The sequence below is a fragment of the Lactonifactor sp. BIOML-A5 genome (assembly GCF_009677585.1).
Lineage (GTDB): Bacteria > Bacillota > Clostridia > Lachnospirales > Lachnospiraceae > Lactonifactor.
In genome coordinates this window covers 16,777-34,349 of the sequence record NZ_WKYV01000039.1, presented here as the reverse complement: position 1 = coordinate 34,349, position 17,573 = coordinate 16,777, and the positions used below count along the sequence as shown (strand labels likewise).

The following is a 17,573-nucleotide window of genomic DNA, read 5'->3' as shown; positions in this document are numbered from 1 at the left end:
ATAATAGGTTAGTCCGCTCGCTCCGCATCGCGTCCGTTTTGCTCCGCAAAACCGTCCGTTGGAGTCCGCCGACTGCATAATAGATGAAAATAATATAAATAATTAAAAAAGTATAACATTAAATGGAATATTTTGGACAAAACTTCTAAAATGATAAAATTGTTAAAGAAAACTACAGTATGGATGTAGATAAAACAGGTAAGGGATTATATAATCAGGACATAAAGTAACTGCTGACAAGAGAGAAAGGGAGAAGATAATATGAAGATAGGATATCAATTGTATTCCTGCAGAAATTCAGCAATGAAAAATCTCTCAGCCGTCCTGCACAGTCTAGCCGAATTCGGCTACGACGGGGTGGAATTAGCCGGATTTTGCGGACAGAAACCGGAGGAACTGCGGGAGATGATGGACCGCGAAGGTTTAAGTGCCGTTTCCAGTCATGTCCCTTTGACCGCATGGGAGAGGGACGTGGAGCAAGTCATCCAGGAACACAGAATACTCGGATGTGAATACCTTGCCATCCCATATCTGGACGAGGAGTATCGGCCAGGGAACCCGGCGTTTTCAAATATCATCTGCAGGCTGTCTGAATGGGGAGAGAGGTCCCGGGAGGCCGGGATGCAATTGCTGTACCATAACCATGATTTTGAATTCAGAGAAGTTTCAGGAAAAAATGGACTGGATTTTTTGATGGACAGTATTCCTTCCAAATGTCTGCTGCCGGAACTGGATACCTGTTGGATCAAATACGCGGGATTTGACCCGGCTGCTTATATCCGCAGATATAAAGGTCAATGTCCGGTAGTACATTTGAAAGACTACATGAGCAGCGGTAAAGAAGGGGAAGTACCCTATGGACTGTTAAAGGAAGAGACAAAGGATGGCCCTCATAAGATACAGAAAGGGTTTACCTATAGTCCCCTGGGATATGGCTGTCAGGATATAGGGCAATTAGTGGAAGCGGCAGAAGAAAGCGGTGCTCAGTGGCTGATTGTAGAACAGGACGAACCGGATGGATATGACGAACTGGAGGCTGCGGCATTAAGCATTGAGACTCTGAAAAGGTATTTGTAATACACCCATAAAAGTGTGCTACTTAACCATATATGAAAGGAGAGAATAAGATGAAAAGAAAGTTAGCATTGTTGATGGCGTTAGCCTTGACAGTATCATTGGCAGCATGCGGGAATTCAGGAAAAGAGGGAAAGGCAGGGAAGGAGACAACAGACAGCAAAGCTGGGACTGAGGCAGAGGGGAAGGCGGAAGATAAGCCAGAAAAACTTGTCATGGTCACTACTACAGATCACGAAGACTTATATTCTTATGTAGCGGATGAATTTTATGAAAAGTATGGGATTGATGTAGATATTATTTCACTGGCATATGCAGATGTACATGACAAAGAAGTAACCATGGCGCTCGGGGGAAGCCAGCTGGATATTCTGACGGTTGACACTGTGTGGCCGGGGGAATTTGCAAAATCAGGGATTGCCAGACCCCTGAACGAATACTTTACAGAGGAAGAGATAGCACAGCTATACCCTGCATTTGTGGATGAAATGTCAGTGGGGGATGATATATATGCGATTCCTACAATGACCGAAGGAAAATGGCTTTTCTATAATAAAGAAATGCTGGAGGAAGCCGGATACAGCGCACCGCCCTCAACGTATGATGAAATGCTGGAAATGAGCAGGAATATGATGGACAAGGGGATCTGCAAACATGGAACTGCGTGGGCGGCATCCCAGGCAGAAGGATTTGTATGTGACTTCAACGCTGCCTTATACGCTTATGGCGGAGAGTGGATAAATGAAAACGGAGACTTTGTGTTTAACAGCAAAGCGGGGGTAGATGCCCTGAACATGTTTATTAACTCTATGAAGGATAACACAGCGGATCCGGCGTCTGTTTCTTACTCAGACAGGGATAATTTGGATCCGTTTATGGCAGGGGATACTGCTTTTGTGACCTGCTGGTCCTATGCTTATGATTTTACCAATGATCCTGCGAACAGCTCTGTGGCAGGAAAGGTAGAGGTGGCGATTGCGCCAGGTCAGGGGGAGGTAGAGTATTCTGCCACAACCGGAGGTGGCGGATTGGGAATAACCTCCAGCTGCAAATATCCGGAATGGGCTGTGGAGTTTATTAAAATAGCTATCAGCTATGAGGTGCAAAAAGATGTACTCGACAAGTTTGGAAATATGCCTATCTTAAAACGCGTTTTAGAGGATCCTGAGATTCTCAAGGACAACCCTGAGTTTGAGATTATGGCGAAGCAATTTGATTATGCTCATGGGCGGCCTACCATAGCAGATTACAGCTCATGGAGCAAAATGCTGCAGCTAAATCTGAGCAAAGCACTGGCTGGAGAGGTAACTGCACAGGAAGCATTGGATGAAGCCGTCCGTATCTCTAACCAAGAATATAAGTAGATGATATTCTGAAACATGGATCAAGGGTGATACGTATGTGAAGTGAGTTATAGGAGAAAACATGAAAAGAATGGTTGACAATAAAAAATTTAATCGTCAAATGCCGGCATATAAGCTGATCTGTCCTGCAATGCTCGTTATCTTCGCATTAAACATTTATCCTCTGCTCAACACATTTGTTATCAGTTTTCAATGGAAGAATATGCTGGATGCTTCCAAAAATGGGTTTGCAGGACTGGAACAGTACATAAGTGTACTGACAAATTCTGAGTTTTGGAATTCTGTGAAGGTCACGGGGCAGTTTGTAATTATGTCACTGACCATACAATCCGTTTTTGGAATGCTGATTGCACTTCTTCTTAACCAGAATTTTAAGGGAAGAAGATTTGTCCGTGGAGCAATCCTTGCTCCATGGGCAGTTCCCACACTGGTAAACGCAGTACTTTGGGGATGGATGCTGAATGCTAATTATGGATTGATTAACAGACTTTTAATGCAGTGGGGGAGAATATCGGAACCTGTGGCATGGCTGGGCGACGCGAAAATAGCTATGATTATGATAGTACTTGCTGATACCTGGAGGATGCTGCCATTAACTGTATTAATGTTCTTGTCAGGGCTTCAGTCTGTATCTGCTGTAAGCCTGGAAGCGGGGAAAATTGACGGTGCAAACGTGTTTCAGAGATTTTTTCACATTATTCTGCCCCAGATGAAGCCAATAATACTGGTGGTGCTTATTATGCGTACCACACAGACCATGAAGGTGTTTGATATTGTATATATGCTTACCAATGGAGGACCGGCCAATGGCACCATGGTAATTAGCTTCTATACCTATTACACAACATTTAAAAGCCTGAATTTTGGTTTGGGTGCAACACTGTCAATTGTTATAGCAGGGATTATTTTTTTGATAACTCTATTATATCTGAGGATTTTGAAGGAAGCTTAATCAAAGGTATGGCCTATGAAGAAAAAAGGGAAAAGTATAAAAAGAAGAATTGGAAGAGTCGGAATCTATCTGGGGGTAATACTGCTGCTGCTATGGACGTTTGCTCCTTTGCTTTGGATGTTTTATTCTTCTATTTGTGAGAAGAGTGAACTGCTGACGGGGGGGCCCGTCGTCTGGCCTGAGAATGTCACCTTTTACAGATACCGGGAGTTCTTTTCTTCGATAATAAAAGTATTCCGTGGAGGAAGAATCGCAAGTACATCAGAAGTATTTATTCATTCCATATTTAACAGCTTTAAAGTTGCTGCTGTTACCACAGGTATTTCTCTGCTTATCGGAGGGATGGCAGCATATGCCTTTGCAAGACTGAGGTTTAGAGGCAGCAATATGCTGATGATTCTGGCATTGTTTATTCAATTACTGCCAACTGTGTCATTGGTGATACCTCTGTATGAGACTGTCTCCAGACTCGGAATGATTGACAGGATCGTTACTCTTGTTGTTTTATACCTTGGAATGGTAATGGCGTATGCCATCTGGGTACTGCACGGCTACTTTAAATCAATACCGCCTGATTTAGAGGATGCTGCCAGGATTGACGGGTGCAATTATTTTCAGGCATTCCTGAGAATTATTGTACCCTTGGCAAAACCGGGATATGTTGCAGTTGGGACGTTGGTCTTTTTAATGTGTTGGGATGAATTTTTGTATGCACTCATCTTTATGAACTCAAAAGAGACAACTACACTTACAGTCGCTTTATCGCAATTTAGTACCACTCATGGGGGGATAGACTACGGAATGCTGATGGCAGGCGGCTGTATTGCAACTTTGATTCCCCTGCTGTTAGCAATCTTTTTCCAGAAATATATTGTTTTGGGACTAACTGCAGGAGGCGTGAAAGACTAGGAACAGTGAAAGGAGAATTTATGAAAGTAGGAGCAGCAGTAGGATGCTTTACACATCCTCATTATGAACCGCCGTATGAAGAAGCGGTTAAGACGATTGGAGAACTGGGATTTGACGGCATTGAATTAATTGCCTATACGGCAGAAGATTTAAATGAGTATTATACGGATGAACGCTGCCGGGAACTGGACAGGATGATTAAGGGCTATAACATGGAGCTGTCAGAATTTATCTTATATGCACATGCAGTAGAAGATTTATTAGACAACGATGACAAAAAAAGAGACAGGGCATTAGACTTTTTTGAACGGGGATTAGAGACTGCCGCCAAACTTGGTACGGATACGATTAATGTAGTTTCTAACTGGCCTAAGGAACTGCGAGCACCCGTTCCGTATTTGCCGTCATCTATACACCCGTATGCGCCTGGATTTGAACTTTTTGAGCCCAAACATATGATAGAGATGCCTCCAAACTTTGACGCAGGAGGAGTATGGGAGCGGTATGTGGAATCCTTAAGCAAAGCTGTGGAGCTGTGCGAAAAGTATAAAATCAGATTTGCTCTTGAGGGCCATGCAAATGTTGTGATTGGCACAACAGACGGTATGCTCAGGGCTTTTGACAGAATATCCAGTCCTTATTTTGGAACCAATTTTGATGCGGCATGGCAGTCCATGCAGCGGGAATATCTTCCGTGGTCTGTCTATAAACTGAGAGAAAAAATCTTTCATGTACATCTTAGAGATACAGATGGACTGCTTTGTTATTCATACCCGGTAGGACTGGGGATAATTGATTGGAATGGATTTGTCAGAGCACTTAAGGAAACAGGGTATCAGGGATTTCTTTCCATGGAACTGGGAGGCTTGAAGAGACCTGAAAAATATGTAAAAGAATCTTTAGAGTATATCCGCAGAATTTTAAAAGAAGAAGAGGCAGATGAATAATACAAGTAAGGAGAGGTTTTATGAGAATTCTTAAATGCGCGTTAGCAGGATGCGGTGATATAGCCAGAGGCAGGTATTTTTATTCATTCGAAAGAATGAAAGACAAAACGGAATTAATTGGAGTGTATGATACGGACAGTGAACGTCTTCATAAAACAGCCGAAGAGCTTCGGGTAAAAGAATATACAGATTGGAAGGAACTGCTGCAGGACAAAGAGGTAGAGGCGGTTATCGTAACCTCTTACCACACTACCCATGCCCGTTTGGTTACAGAGGCATTAAATGCGGGAAAACATGTGTTGTGTGAAAAACCGGTTGCAACTAATTTAAAGGACGCTTTAATGATCAAAGAGGCAGCTGATAAGACCAATAAAATATTTATGGCACTCCCCAACGATGCATATACACATATCAGAGAAGTGAAAAAGATGATCGGTCAGGGGCTTATAGGCAATGTTTGTGCAGTAGACGGAGTCTTTGCTCACCAGGGACCATTACACGCACCATGGTTTTTTGATAAATCAGTGGCAGAATGGGGAGTATTGGCAGATTTGGGTATATACCCAATCAGCATGCTTACATATCTGTTCGGTCCGGTGGACGAGGTGTATGGAAAAACAAATATAATGCAAAGAGAGAGGACCAGTCTGAAAGGAGAAAAGTTCAATCCCACGGTGGAAGACAATGCAGTGGTAGTCATGAGCTGGAAAGACGGAAAAATGGCCAGCATACGTGCAAACTGGTGTACTGCTGCAGATAAGGATCTCTGTGTATGGGAGTTTAGAATTTATGGGGACAAAGGAATTATTTATATCAATATGAATGATTCTGAACATCGGGTAATTGTGTATTCTCCATATCAGAAAGTAAGTGATTCCAAAATCACTTATGCCGGATTCAAAGATTGCTACAAAATCCAAGTGGATATGTCAGATTTAAATATAGATATTTTGGAAGAGTTTGCAGAGGCAGTGGATAAGAATCAGAAATTCCCTGAGGATGGATGTTCAATTACAAGACAGGTCCATGTGGTAGAAATCATTGAAGGTGTGTATGCCTCCTCGGAGAAGGGAAATGCAGTTAAGATACATTCAACATTCAGACATTGAGGTGATTATATGAAACATAAACCAAGTTATCATTTCAGGCCGGAGCAGAATTGGATCAACGACCCCAATGGACCCATATATTTTGAAGGGAAGTATCACCTTTTTTATCAGTATAATCCTTCAGGATATCAATGGGGGAATCTTCACTGGGGCCATGCAGTCAGCGGGGACATGGTCCATTGGAGTCATCTGGAGCCTGCATTATATCCGGCAAAAGATAGGGGAGAAAATTTTTGCTTCTCGGGCTGTGCATATGAAAACGACGGCCGGTTAGAGATTTTCTACACAAGTGTGGGATCCTATGGACATGGAGAGCGGGGACATATTGAGGGCGCGGAGCAGTGGATAGCCGTCACGGAGGATATGAAGACCTGGAAACAGATAGATGAGAATCCTATTTTATCCCCAGAACAGAACAGAAGGCAGGGAAAATATCTGACCCATTGGAGAGACCCTTTTGTATTTCAGTATGGGGGAGAGATCTTAATGGTCATTTCAGGAATTGTAGATGGCTGGAAGGCGGCATTTCATATCTACCAATCAAAGGATTACCGCAATTGGGAATATAAGAACTGCTTTTATACAGAATGCAGAACAACAATTTATGAGTGTCCCAATGTGATGGTCTTTGGGGAGAAAATTGTATTTGTCTATACTTGCTTTCAGGAAAATGCACAGTATGTTGTGGGGACTTTAAATGAAGACTATTCGCTTCATGTGACTCGGCACGGTGAAATTATAGATAGTGGCTGCTTTTGTGCCTCTAATGTATTCAAGGATCCCAAGGGGCGCTATATTATGTGGGGATGGCTGCGGGAAGATGACAGAAATGAACTTATCACTGACGGACCCTGGTCCGGCGCCATCTCTCTCCCCAGAGTAGTCACATTGGAGGACGGAGACATGGTAAGTTTCTCCTGCGCAGAGGAGGTTAAATTACTGAGAAAGCTTACAGAAACACATCAGCTTTGTGGGTTTTCAGGCACAAAAAAGATGTCCTGTCATTCTATGACAGCAGAAGTAGAATGCTTCTTAAAGACAGACGGAGATATCAGAATACGGGTACTTGACTCGGAAGACGGGACTGAATATACAGATATCTGGATCCTGTCCAGGGCAAAAACAATTTGGATATACCGTGAAAGATCTTCTGTGATTCCTGAAGTTGTGAAAGACTCTCTTTATAGCAGGTATCGGGGAGATGAACAGCATGTGTCTATACGTGCCTTTATTGACAATTCCGTTTTAGAAGTTTTCGTAAATGACAGCACGGTTCTGTCAGGCAGAGTATACCCGGTAAATGACAGGGCAGGCATTTCATTTACAGTAGAGAACGGAACCGCAGATGGCTGTGTGAATCTATATCAGATGACAGATAGCTGATATAGATTCGTGAAGCCTTACACAAGAAAACCGTGGATATAATATCTTATTGTTCTAAAGTGTCAATTTCCTTTTTCTTTGTATGACGCAGAAACAGCACGCACAGTACAAAGGAAAACAATTCTGCTATGGGAAATGCCCACCATACCGCTGACAGGCCACCAACTCTGGAGAGGAGATAAGCTGCAGGCAGAAGAACAACCAGCTGCCGGATGACGGATACCCAAAGGCTCAGCATTCCGTGCCCCAGAGACTGGAAAACGGATGACGATATGATACAGAAACCGGCCAGCAGGTAACTCAGACTAATGATTCTGAGGGCTGGTACCCCAATAGCGGTCATGTTGTCAGAGGCGTTAAAAATATTCAGAAGCTGGGAGGGTATGAGCTGGAAAAGTGCCAGTCCTATAAGCATGATACTCACTGCCGCAATGACACTGACAAGGACTGCCTGCTTAATCCGTGAGCTCTTTCTTGCCCCGTAGTTATAGGCAACGATTGGAACCAATCCGTTATTCAGTCCGAATATAGGCATAAATACAAAGCTCTGAAGCTTAAAATAGACACCAAATACAGCTGTAGCTGTAGAGGTAAATGCGATCAGAATCTTATTCATGCCAAAGGTCATAACGGAGCCGATAGATGCCATTATAATAGAAGGAATACCCACGGAGTAAATCCCTTTAATAATTTTACCGGACCACTTAAAACCGCGGAGAGTGATATGTAACTCCTTATTCTTTTTCAGGTTAAACCAGACAGCCAGGATGGCTGCGATGATCTGGCCGGTTACAGTTGCGATGGCAGCTCCTGCCACTCCCAGCTTAGGAAAACCGAGAAGTCCGAAGATCATAATGGGATCCAGAATAATATTGATAATTGCCCCCAGGCCCTGTGTAATCATAGTATAGAAGGTTTTTCCTGTGGACTGCAGAAGACGTTCAAAGGTTATCTGAAGAGACATACCAAAGGAAAAAATACAGCAAATTTTCATATAGGATGTACCGTATGATACTATCTGGGCATCCTGGGTCTGAATGGTATAAAATAATTTAGAAAAAAAGATACCTATTAAAAGAAATACAACAAAACTGATAATGGTGAGGATAATTCCGTGATTGGCTACTTTATTTGCCCGATCAATTTTCTTTTCCCCAAGGCTTCTGGAAAGAAGCGCGTTAATGCCTACTCCTGTACCGGTGAGAATAGAAATCATTAAGTTCTGTACCGGAAAAGCTAAAGATACCGCAGTCAGAGCATTCTCATTCAATTGTGCTACAAACATACTGTCTACAACATTATATAAAGCCTGTACCAACATAGAAATAATCATTGGCAGTGACATGGTAAGAAGCAGTTTGGGTACGGGCATAACGCCCATCTTGTTCTCTGCCTGCGGTGCACGTGTGTTTTCCATATAATACCTCCATAGATTAAAAAAATTATTAGTTGAGTCGCCAACTAATAAATGCACTATTGATAAGTATAAAGCTTTCTGATTTTATTGTCAATCTTTTTCATATTTGCCATTTGAACTGGGAATCAAAGGTGGACAGGCTGCTATACTTGTGGTAGCCTGTGATTACAGAACGATTTCTCAAGGCGCTGAGTGAGGGAATGAAAAGCCAGCGGGAATATCAATTGGGAAAAAGTCTTATAATAATATCTATGAAAACCCAAGGGAAAGGAAGAATAAGACTATACCATGCAGTTATACGATATGAGTCAGATTGAAGAGAGAGTCATCCTGGTGGGAGTACAGGAGAACGACAGGGAGAATACAGAGGAATCTCTGGAGGAACTGGGAGAACTCGCTAGAACCGCCGGGGCACAGGTGGCAGGTACGCTAATCCAGAACAGGGAAGCCATACATCCTGTCACATATGTAGGAAAAGGAAAGCTGGAGGAGCTGAAGGGGCTTGTTTATGCACTGGACGCCACAGGAATTATCTGTGATGATGAATTGTCTGCAGTGCAGCTGAGAAATTTGGAGCAGAGTCTGGAATGTAAGATCATGGACAGGACTTTGCTGATTTTAGATATCTTTGCCGCCAGAGCTACCAGCAGTGAGGGTAAGATTCAGGTAGAGCTTGCACAGCTTAGGTACAGAGCTGCAAGACTGGTGGGACTGCGCAATTCGCTGTCACGCCTTGGGGGCGGAATAGGAACCAGGGGGCCGGGAGAAAAGAAATTAGAGATGGACAGACGGCTGATCCACACTCGGATTGGTTTGCTCAAACGGGAACTGGAGGATGTAAAGCAGCACCGGGAGCTAATAAGGAAGCAGAGAGCAAAGACGCATAAAAAGGTGGCAGCACTGGTGGGGTATACATCGGCTGGGAAAAGCAGTATGCTGAACGCCCTTACTGATGCCGGCATCTATGAGGATGAGATGTTGTTCTCTACACTTGATACCACCACAAGGGCACTGAAGCTTTCCGGCAAGCAGGAGATCCTGCTCACAGATACCGTAGGTTTTATACAAAAGCTGCCTCATCACCTCATAGAGGCATTTAAGAGCACTCTGGAGGAAGCCAGGTATGCGGATATTATTATACATGTAGTGGATGCTTCCAATCCCCGGATGGATACACAAATGCATGTAGTGTATGAGACTCTCCGCCAGCTGCAGGTAGAAAATAAGCCCATAGTTACATTGTTCAATAAACAGGACAGACTGTGTGCACCGGGAGGCTTCCGGGATTTTCGGGCAGATTATTCTATTCTAACCTCGTCAAAAACAGGACAGGGCCTGGAGGAGCTAAGAGAAGTACTGGCAGAGATTCTCAGAGAAGGCCAGATTTATATTGAAAGGCTCTATCCTTATGAAAAAGCAGGGCTTCTTCAGCTTATCAGACAGGGAGGAGAGTTGTTAGAAGAGGAATATCTTCCGGAAGGGATTTCCGTAAAGGCATTTGTCTCCAAGGAAATTTACCCTAAGATTTAGGCGCATTGTGAATGTTGCACAAAGAAACTGGTAAATAATACCATAACTAGTAAAGGGTAATTCGTAAATGCGGACAACTTTTTGAAGACAGAGATCTGAGGTGGAGGAAGGCAGTAAATGTTCGGCAGTATTTGCTATTTACGGAAAAATCTCTTGTTCAGCAACAGCTTTTACAAAATAGAAGATAGAAAATAGTAGTCAAAATTACACCATATATTGTTTCTTCATAAAAGCAGACACAATATATGGTGCTTTTTGCTCTTGACTCTCCCATATGTCTCTGATACAATGTTACGTACAGGAACCTGCCTTGGAAGGGAACAGATAAGCAAAAGCAGGTGCCGGGGAATGATAATTAAGGGAAAACACTACATAGATCGAGGAGGAAATACAATGTTTCAGGTAGTAAAAAGAGATGGAGAAATAGCAGAATTTAAGATGAACAAAATTACCCGTGCCATCGGAAAAGCCTTTGCTGCTAATGAGAAACATTTCAGCGATGATATGCTGGAATTATTAGGACTGCGCGTAACCTCAGATTTTCAGAAAAAGATCAGAGACAACCAGATAACGGTGGAAGATATCCAGGACAGTGTTGAGAATGTTCTGATCCAAACCGGATATTCTGAAGTGGCAAAAGCATATATTCTTTACAGAAAACAGAGAGAAAAAGTCCGCAATATGAAATCTACCATTGTAGACTACAAGGATATTGTAAATAGCTATGTTAAGATAGAAGACTGGAGGGTAAAAGAAAACTCCACAGTAACCTATTCCGTAGGAGGACTGATTCTCAGCAACTCCGGTGCTGTCACAGCTAATTACTGGCTGTCTGAGATTTACGACGATGAGGTTGCTGAGGCACACCGCAATGCTGATATTCATATTCATGACTTATCTATGCTTACCGGCTACTGCGCGGGGTGGTCTCTGAAACAATTGATTCAGGAAGGCCTGGGAGGAATTGAAGGAAAGATAACATCCGCTCCTGCCAAACACTTGAGCGTGCTCTGCAATCAGATGGTCAACTTCCTTGGCATTATGCAGAACGAATGGGCAGGAGCCCAGGCATTCTCCTCTTTTGACACTTACCTGGCGCCTTTTGTAAAGACCGACGACCTGAGCTACCAGCAAGTGAAGAAATGTATTGAATCCTTTATATATGGAGTGAATACACCGAGCCGATGGGGGACACAAGCGCCGTTTTCCAATATTACACTGGACTGGACAGTTCCCGACGATTTGGCGGAGCTTCCCGCAATTGTAGGCGGAATAGAGATGGATTTTAAGTATAAAGACTGTAAAAAAGAGATGGATATGATCAACAAAGCATTTATTGAGACCATGATCGAAGGTGACGCCAACGGCAGGGGCTTCCAGTATCCCATTCCGACCTATTCCATTACCTCTGACTTTGACTGGTCTGATACAGAAAATAACCGTCTGCTGTTTGAAATGACATCCAAATACGGAACCCCGTATTTCTCCAACTATATTAACAGTGATATGGAGCCCAGCGATGTGCGCAGCATGTGCTGCCGTCTGAGACTTGATCTGAGAGAGCTCAGAAAGAAAACCGGGGGATACTTCGGCTCCGGGGAAAGTACAGGCTCTGTGGGTGTTGTTACCATTAATATGCCAAGGCTGGCATACCGCTCCAATACTGCAGAAGAATTCTACAGGCATCTGGATCATATGATGGATATATCCGCACGTTCCCTCCATATTAAGAGAACGGTTATCACAAAGCTTCTGAACGAGGGACTTTATCCATATACCAAGAGGTATCTGGGCAGCTTTGACAATCATTTCTCTACCATTGGCTTAATTGGCATGAATGAAGTTGGGCTGAATGCAAAATGGCTGGGACAGGATATGACAGATGAAAAGACTCAGGCATTTTCAAAAGAAGTGCTGAACTATATGCGAAACCGTCTTTCTGATTATCAGGAGGAATACGGTGAACTCTACAATCTGGAGGCAACTCCGGCAGAATCCACTACTTACCGTCTGGCAAAGCATGACAGAGAACAGTGGCCGGATATTAAAACCGCAGGCGCTGAAGGGGATACACCATACTATACCAATAGCTCTCACCTGCCTGTTGAGTATACGGAAGATATATTCGACGCCCTGGATATTCAGGATGAACTTCAGACACTATACACTTCCGGAACCGTATTCCATGCTTTCCTGGGAGAAAAGCTTCCGGACTGGAAAGCAGCGGCATCGCTGGTGCGCAAGATTGCGGAAAATTATAAACTGCCTTACTATACACTGTCTCCAACGTATTCTGTGTGCAAGGAACACGGGTATATTGCAGGGGAACACTTTATCTGCCCCACCTGCGGTAAATCCGCAGAGGTATACAGCCGTATTACCGGATATTATCGCCCGGTTCAAAACTGGAATGACGGTAAGAGCCAGGAATATAAAAACAGAAAACTATACAATGTGTCTCATTCCCAGATGAAGCCTGCCCATAAGAGTCTGGTTAAGATATCCCAGGAAACTGTGGAGGTGACACCAGTGGCTGATGACAAGAAATTATTGTTTACCACAAGCACCTGCCCCAACTGCCGGATAGCGAAACAGATGCTGGAAGGGGAAGAGTTTAAGATTATTGATGCGGAGCAGCACCCGGATCTTGCTCAGAAATATGGAATTATGCAGGCTCCCACTTTGGTGGTGGTAAGTCAGGGAGAAGCCACAAAGTATGTAAATGCATCTAATATTCAGAGATATGTGGAGAATAGATGTTAGAATGAAAGATGGATAAATAAAGAGGTATGCCGCGTGATGAGCGGCATACCTCTTTATTAGCAAAATTATTTATTATTTTTCTCAGCCTCGGCCATTTTCATAGCGCGCACTTTTAAGGGAAGACCAAACAGGGTAATAAAACCGCTGGCATCGTTGTGATCGTATAGCTCGCCTGTGGTGAAGGAGGCTAAGGATTCGCTGTACAGGCTGTACGGTGAGGTGGTTCCGGCTTTGATAATATTTCCTTTGTAAAGCTTAAATTTAACTTCACCGGTTACATATTCCTGTGTTGACTCTACAAATGCCTGGATAGCCTCGCGAAGAGGTGTAAACCATTTACCTTCATACACGATCTGGGCAAATTTATTTCCCAGGTCCTTTTTAGTCTCCATAGTTGCCCGGTCTAATACAAGCTCCTCCAGCTGCTGATGAGCTTCCATCAGAATAGTTCCTCCCGGAGTTTCATAGACGCCTCTGGATTTCATTCCAACCACACGGTTTTCTACAATGTCTACGATTCCAATGCCATGTTTTCCGCCCAGTTCATTCAGCTTGGTGATGATCTCGGAAACTTTTAGACTTTCTCCGTTTAAACGCACAGGAACACCTTTTTCAAAGGTCATGGTTACATATTCTCCTTCTTCGGGAGCTTGTTCAGGAGTAACTCCAAGTACCAGCAGATGTTCATAGTTAGGCTCATTGGCAGGATCCTCAAGTTCTAAACCTTCATGGCTGATGTGCCATAGATTTCGGTCCCGGCTGTAGCTGCTGTCTGCGGAGAAAGGCAGGTCAATGCCGTGCTGCTTACAGTACTCAATTTCGTCTTCTCTTGACTGCATAGTCCAGACATCTGTCATTCTCCAGGGGGCGATAATTTTAAGATCGGGGGCCAGCGCCTTGATGCCAAGTTCAAAACGGATCTGATCGTTTCCTTTGCCGGTGGCTCCGTGACAGATGGCAGTTGCGCCTTCTTTTCTGGCAATTTCCACCAGACGCTTGGCGATAACTGGACGAGCCATGGAAGTGCCCAGCAAATATTTATTTTCATAGACTGAGTTGGCCTGTACGCATGGTACAATATAGTCGTCACAAAATTCGTCTATTACATTTTCTATGTAAAGCTTGGATGCTCCGGAAAGCTTGGCTCTTTCGTCCAGTCCGTCTAATTCGTTGCCCTGTCCGCAGTCTATGCAGCAGCATACTACATCATAGTCAAAGTTTTCTTTTAACCAGGGAATGATCGCTGTGGTATCCAGTCCGCCGGAATATGCTAAAATTACCTTTTCTTTCATGCTTATATCCTCCTAAATTTATACGGCCGTCTTTTGTGCGTGCCTTATACTAATGGTTAATATACATCATTTGTTATAATTATGCAAGTATAAATAGCAAAAATGATGAAAATTTTTGTGGCCGGTATCCCCAGGAACCTTTATAAACAGAGGAAATTTAGCTGGATGCTTCTATATTAATGAAAAAATAGAAAAGGGGTTGCATAATATACAGTGATAATGTATAATTATGCAAATAAAAAGAAAGCTGCCCTTATTCACACGGCAGATCTGTGAGGTGTTATGCCGAGCTAAATCTCAAAAGAAGCAGCGGCAGGATACAATTTGTATGCATTGGGCAGCGTGTCCCCGGGGGCGGAGTGAACAGCAGCAGATCTTGCAGCAATTCCGGGGGAAACTGAATATCATATCTTGAAAAGCCCGGGGAAGTATTATATCATTAAGAATGAGTAATCAGGACCGCTGTAAAATATAGAAAGAAATGAGGGAAAATTAATGATTAAAGCAGGAATCATCGGATCTACCGGCTATGCGGGGTCAGAGCTGGTACGTCTGCTGCAGGGACATAAAGAGGCAGAGATCAAATGGTATGGATCCAGAAGCTACATAGACAAAAAATACAGTGATGTTTATCGGAATATGTTTCAAATTGTAGATGATGTATGTATGGACGATAATATGGAAGCTTTGGCAGAGCAGGTAGATGTGATTTTTACCGCCACACCCCAGGGATTCTGTGCGTCTATGCTCAATGAGGAGATACTGGAAAAAGTTAAAATTGTAGATCTGAGTGCAGATTTCCGGATTAAGGATGTGGCAACCTATGAGGAATGGTATAAGCTGGAACATAAATCCCCTCAGTTTATCGAGGAGGCGGTGTACGGGCTCTGTGAAATTAACAGAGATAAGGTAAAGAAGGCCAGACTGGTAGCTAATCCGGGGTGCTATACTACCTGCAGTATTCTCACTGTGTATCCCTTAGTAAAGGAAGGGATTATTGATCCCAATACCATTATCATAGATGCAAAGTCCGGTACCTCCGGTGCGGGAAGAGGAGCAAAGGTAGATAACCTTTTCTGTGAGGTGAATGAAAATATGAAGGCATATGGGGTCGCTACCCACCGTCATACGCCGGAGATTGAAGAGCAGCTGGGATATGCGGCCGGGGAAGAAATTAGGATTAATTTTACGCCTCATCTGGTGCCCATGAACCGGGGAATTCTGGTTACTGCTTATGCAGGACTAAAGAAGGACGCCGCTTATGAGGATGTGAAGGCGGCTTACGACAAGTATTATGCAGGGGAAAAATTTGTGCGGGTACTGGATAAGGAGGTATATCCTCAGACGAAGTGGGTGGAAGGAAGTAATTACGTGGATGTCAACTTTAAGATAGATGCCAGAACGAACCGTATTATAATGATGGGTGCCCTGGACAATCTGGTAAAGGGAGCTGCCGGTCAGGCGGTACAGAATATGAACCTGCTATTTGGATTTGAAGAATGGGAAGGTCTGGATTTGGTTCCCATGTTTCCATAAGAGCACAGAACAACAAGAGAAAGGAAGAGTGAATCATGAAGGTATTTGAGGGAGGAGTAACCGCTCCTCAGGGATTTCAGGCGGCTGGCCTTGCAGCAGGCATTAAAAAGGAAAATACAAAAGATATGGCTATGATTTACAGCATTGTACCCTGCAAAGCTGCGGGGACATTTACTACGAATGTGGTGAAGGCAGCCCCGGTAAAATGGGATCAGAAAATTGTGGCCGAGGAGCCCTTTGCTCAGGCAGTGGTGTGCAACAGCGGAATAGCAAATGCCTGTACAGGGGAGGAAGGCTATGGATACTGCAGACAAACTGCTGCAGTGGCGGGTGAAGCACTCCATATTCCTGCAGAGGCTGTACTGGTTGCCTCTACGGGAGTCATAGGGAAACAGCTCCCCATGGATATTCTGGCACAGGGAGTAAAGGACATGGTTCCTCTGCTTTCCCCAAGCAGAAAGGCGGGTTCACTGGCTGCCCAGTCCATATTGACAACAGATACTGTGAAAAAGGAGATTGCCGTGGAAGTGGAGATCGGCGGTCAAAAAGTAACCATTGGGGGAATGTGCAAGGGTTCCGGTATGATACATCCGAATATGTGTACAATGCTGAGCTTTATTATGACTGATGTGGAGATCAGCAAGGAACTGCTCCAGGAGGCTTTGAGCGATAGTGTAAAGGATACCTATAATATGATCTCTGTAGATGGAGATACGTCAACGAATGATACAGTACTGTTAATGGCAAACGGTCTTGCCTGCAACCTGGAAATCAAAGAAAAAAATCAGGATTATGAAACCTTCAAAGAGGCACTTGACTATGTCAATACCTATCTGGCAAAGGCAATCGCCGGAGACGGGGAGGGTGCCACCGCATTGTTTGAGGTCAGGGTGACAGGCGCCCAGAGCAAGGAACAGGCGGTTACATTGAGCAAATCAATTGTTACTTCCAGTTTGACAAAGGCGGCGATTTATGGCCATGATGCCAACTGGGGAAGAATTCTTTGTGCCATGGGGTACTCCGGCGCGCAGTTTGATCCGGAAAAGGTGGATTTGTTTTTTGAAAGTTCAGCCGGCAGAATTCAGATCATTGAAAACGGCGTTGCGGTAGATTACAGCGAGGATGAGGCAACCAGAATCCTCTCAGAAAAAGCAGTTACAGCGATTGCTGATGTAAAAATGGGAGATGCCTCTGCCACTGCATGGGGCTGTGATTTGACCTATGATTACATTAAGATTAACGCAGACTACAGATCTTGACCTGGGGCAGATTCTGAACGGTGCATATGAAAATGTAA

The 17,573-nt window shown here is 43.8% G+C and carries 13 protein-coding genes; 11 read left to right on the top strand and 2 right to left on the bottom strand.

Translation table 11 applies throughout. The annotated features are described in order from the left end of the window. Window positions 1-261 precede the first annotated feature (261 nt). From GKG41_RS21210 to GKG41_RS21180, 7 genes are all read left to right on the top strand, one after another. Window positions 262-1,077, top strand: coding sequence for a sugar phosphate isomerase/epimerase (locus GKG41_RS21210; RefSeq protein WP_154261923.1), 816 nt, complete (start codon window positions 262-264; stop codon window positions 1,075-1,077). A gap of 50 nt (window positions 1,078-1,127) precedes the next feature. Next, the gene (locus tag GKG41_RS21205) at window positions 1,128-2,438 is read left to right on the top strand and encodes an extracellular solute-binding protein (protein ID WP_072853832.1); all 1,311 of its coding nucleotides are present in this window, start codon (window positions 1,128-1,130) and stop codon (window positions 2,436-2,438) included. A gap of 61 nt (window positions 2,439-2,499) precedes the next feature. Continuing rightward, the gene (locus GKG41_RS21200) at window positions 2,500-3,390 is read left to right on the top strand and encodes a sugar ABC transporter permease (RefSeq protein WP_226904108.1); all 891 of its coding nucleotides are present in this window, start codon (window positions 2,500-2,502) and stop codon (window positions 3,388-3,390) included. Between the two features lie 15 nt (window positions 3,391-3,405). After that, window positions 3,406-4,299 carry a carbohydrate ABC transporter permease gene (locus GKG41_RS21195; protein ID WP_072853834.1) on the top strand — a complete coding sequence of 298 codons (894 nt, stop codon included), beginning with the start codon at window positions 3,406-3,408 and terminating at the stop codon, window positions 4,297-4,299. 20 nt (window positions 4,300-4,319) lie between these two features. Next, window positions 4,320-5,246, top strand: a complete 927-nt coding sequence (locus tag GKG41_RS21190) for a sugar phosphate isomerase/epimerase family protein (protein WP_154261916.1) — start codon at window positions 4,320-4,322, stop codon at window positions 5,244-5,246. A gap of 20 nt (window positions 5,247-5,266) precedes the next feature. Then, window positions 5,267-6,355: a Gfo/Idh/MocA family oxidoreductase gene (locus GKG41_RS21185; protein WP_072853836.1), complete on the top strand. Its 1,089-nt coding sequence runs from the start codon at window positions 5,267-5,269 to the stop codon at window positions 6,353-6,355. A gap of 9 nt (window positions 6,356-6,364) precedes the next feature. Continuing rightward, entirely contained in the window at window positions 6,365-7,738 is a 1,374-nt protein-coding gene (locus GKG41_RS21180) for a glycoside hydrolase family 32 protein (RefSeq protein ID WP_072853838.1), read from the top strand. Between the two features lie 46 nt (window positions 7,739-7,784). Here GKG41_RS21180 and GKG41_RS21175 read toward each other — a convergent pair whose 3' ends face one another. Further along, window positions 7,785-9,155, bottom strand: coding sequence for an MATE family efflux transporter (locus tag GKG41_RS21175; protein WP_154261913.1), 1,371 nt, complete (start codon window positions 9,153-9,155; stop codon window positions 7,785-7,787). A 303-nt stretch (window positions 9,156-9,458) separates the two neighbouring features. Here GKG41_RS21175 and hflX point away from each other — a divergent pair, with 303 nt between their 5' ends. Then, a complete protein-coding gene (gene hflX / locus GKG41_RS21170; RefSeq protein WP_347563390.1) occupies window positions 9,459-10,685 on the top strand; it encodes a GTPase HflX in 1,227 nt (408 codons plus the stop codon). A gap of 393 nt (window positions 10,686-11,078) precedes the next feature. Continuing rightward, complete coding sequence (locus GKG41_RS21165; RefSeq protein ID WP_154261898.1) at window positions 11,079-13,448, top strand: ribonucleoside triphosphate reductase; 2,370 nt, start codon at window positions 11,079-11,081, stop codon at window positions 13,446-13,448. A gap of 65 nt (window positions 13,449-13,513) precedes the next feature. Here the strand turns inward: GKG41_RS21165 and GKG41_RS21160 are convergent, their stop codons facing one another. Beyond that, entirely contained in the window at window positions 13,514-14,740 is a 1,227-nt protein-coding gene (locus tag GKG41_RS21160; protein WP_072853846.1) for an argininosuccinate synthase, read from the bottom strand. Window positions 14,741-15,235: 495 nt separating this feature from the next. Here GKG41_RS21160 and argC point away from each other — a divergent pair, with 495 nt between their 5' ends. Both argC and argJ read left to right on the top strand, forming a co-directional pair. Next, window positions 15,236-16,276, top strand: a complete 1,041-nt coding sequence (argC, locus tag GKG41_RS21155) for an N-acetyl-gamma-glutamyl-phosphate reductase (protein WP_154261889.1) — start codon at window positions 15,236-15,238, stop codon at window positions 16,274-16,276. 35 nt (window positions 16,277-16,311) lie between these two features. After that, a complete protein-coding gene (gene argJ, locus GKG41_RS21150) occupies window positions 16,312-17,535 on the top strand; it encodes a bifunctional glutamate N-acetyltransferase/amino-acid acetyltransferase ArgJ (RefSeq protein ID WP_154261886.1) in 1,224 nt (407 codons plus the stop codon). The last annotated feature ends 38 nt before the right edge of the window (window positions 17,536-17,573 follow it).

Bases quoted from the DNA above. Each gene is read 5' to 3' on its own strand.
- GKG41_RS21165 (WP_154261898.1), top strand. From the start codon at position 11,079: ATGTTTCAGGTAGTAAAAAGAGATGGAGAAATAGCAGAATTTAAGATG.
- GKG41_RS21160 (WP_072853846.1), bottom strand. From the start codon at position 14,740: ATGAAAGAAAAGGTAATTTTAGCATATTCCGGCGGACTGGATACCACA.
- GKG41_RS21180 (WP_072853838.1), top strand. From the start codon at position 6,365: ATGAAACATAAACCAAGTTATCATTTCAGGCCGGAGCAGAATTGGATC.
- argC (WP_154261889.1), top strand. From the start codon at position 15,236: ATGATTAAAGCAGGAATCATCGGATCTACCGGCTATGCGGGGTCAGAG.
- GKG41_RS21200 (WP_226904108.1), top strand. From the start codon at position 2,500: ATGAAAAGAATGGTTGACAATAAAAAATTTAATCGTCAAATGCCGGCA.
- GKG41_RS21185 (WP_072853836.1), top strand. From the start codon at position 5,267: ATGAGAATTCTTAAATGCGCGTTAGCAGGATGCGGTGATATAGCCAGA.
- GKG41_RS21210 (WP_154261923.1), top strand. From the start codon at position 262: ATGAAGATAGGATATCAATTGTATTCCTGCAGAAATTCAGCAATGAAA.
- GKG41_RS21205 (WP_072853832.1), top strand. From the start codon at position 1,128: ATGAAAAGAAAGTTAGCATTGTTGATGGCGTTAGCCTTGACAGTATCA.
- hflX (WP_347563390.1), top strand. From the start codon at position 9,459: ATGAGTCAGATTGAAGAGAGAGTCATCCTGGTGGGAGTACAGGAGAAC.
- GKG41_RS21195 (WP_072853834.1), top strand. From the start codon at position 3,406: ATGAAGAAAAAAGGGAAAAGTATAAAAAGAAGAATTGGAAGAGTCGGA.
- GKG41_RS21190 (WP_154261916.1), top strand. From the start codon at position 4,320: ATGAAAGTAGGAGCAGCAGTAGGATGCTTTACACATCCTCATTATGAA.
- argJ (WP_154261886.1), top strand. From the start codon at position 16,312: ATGAAGGTATTTGAGGGAGGAGTAACCGCTCCTCAGGGATTTCAGGCG.
- GKG41_RS21175 (WP_154261913.1), bottom strand. From the start codon at position 9,155: ATGGAAAACACACGTGCACCGCAGGCAGAGAACAAGATGGGCGTTATG.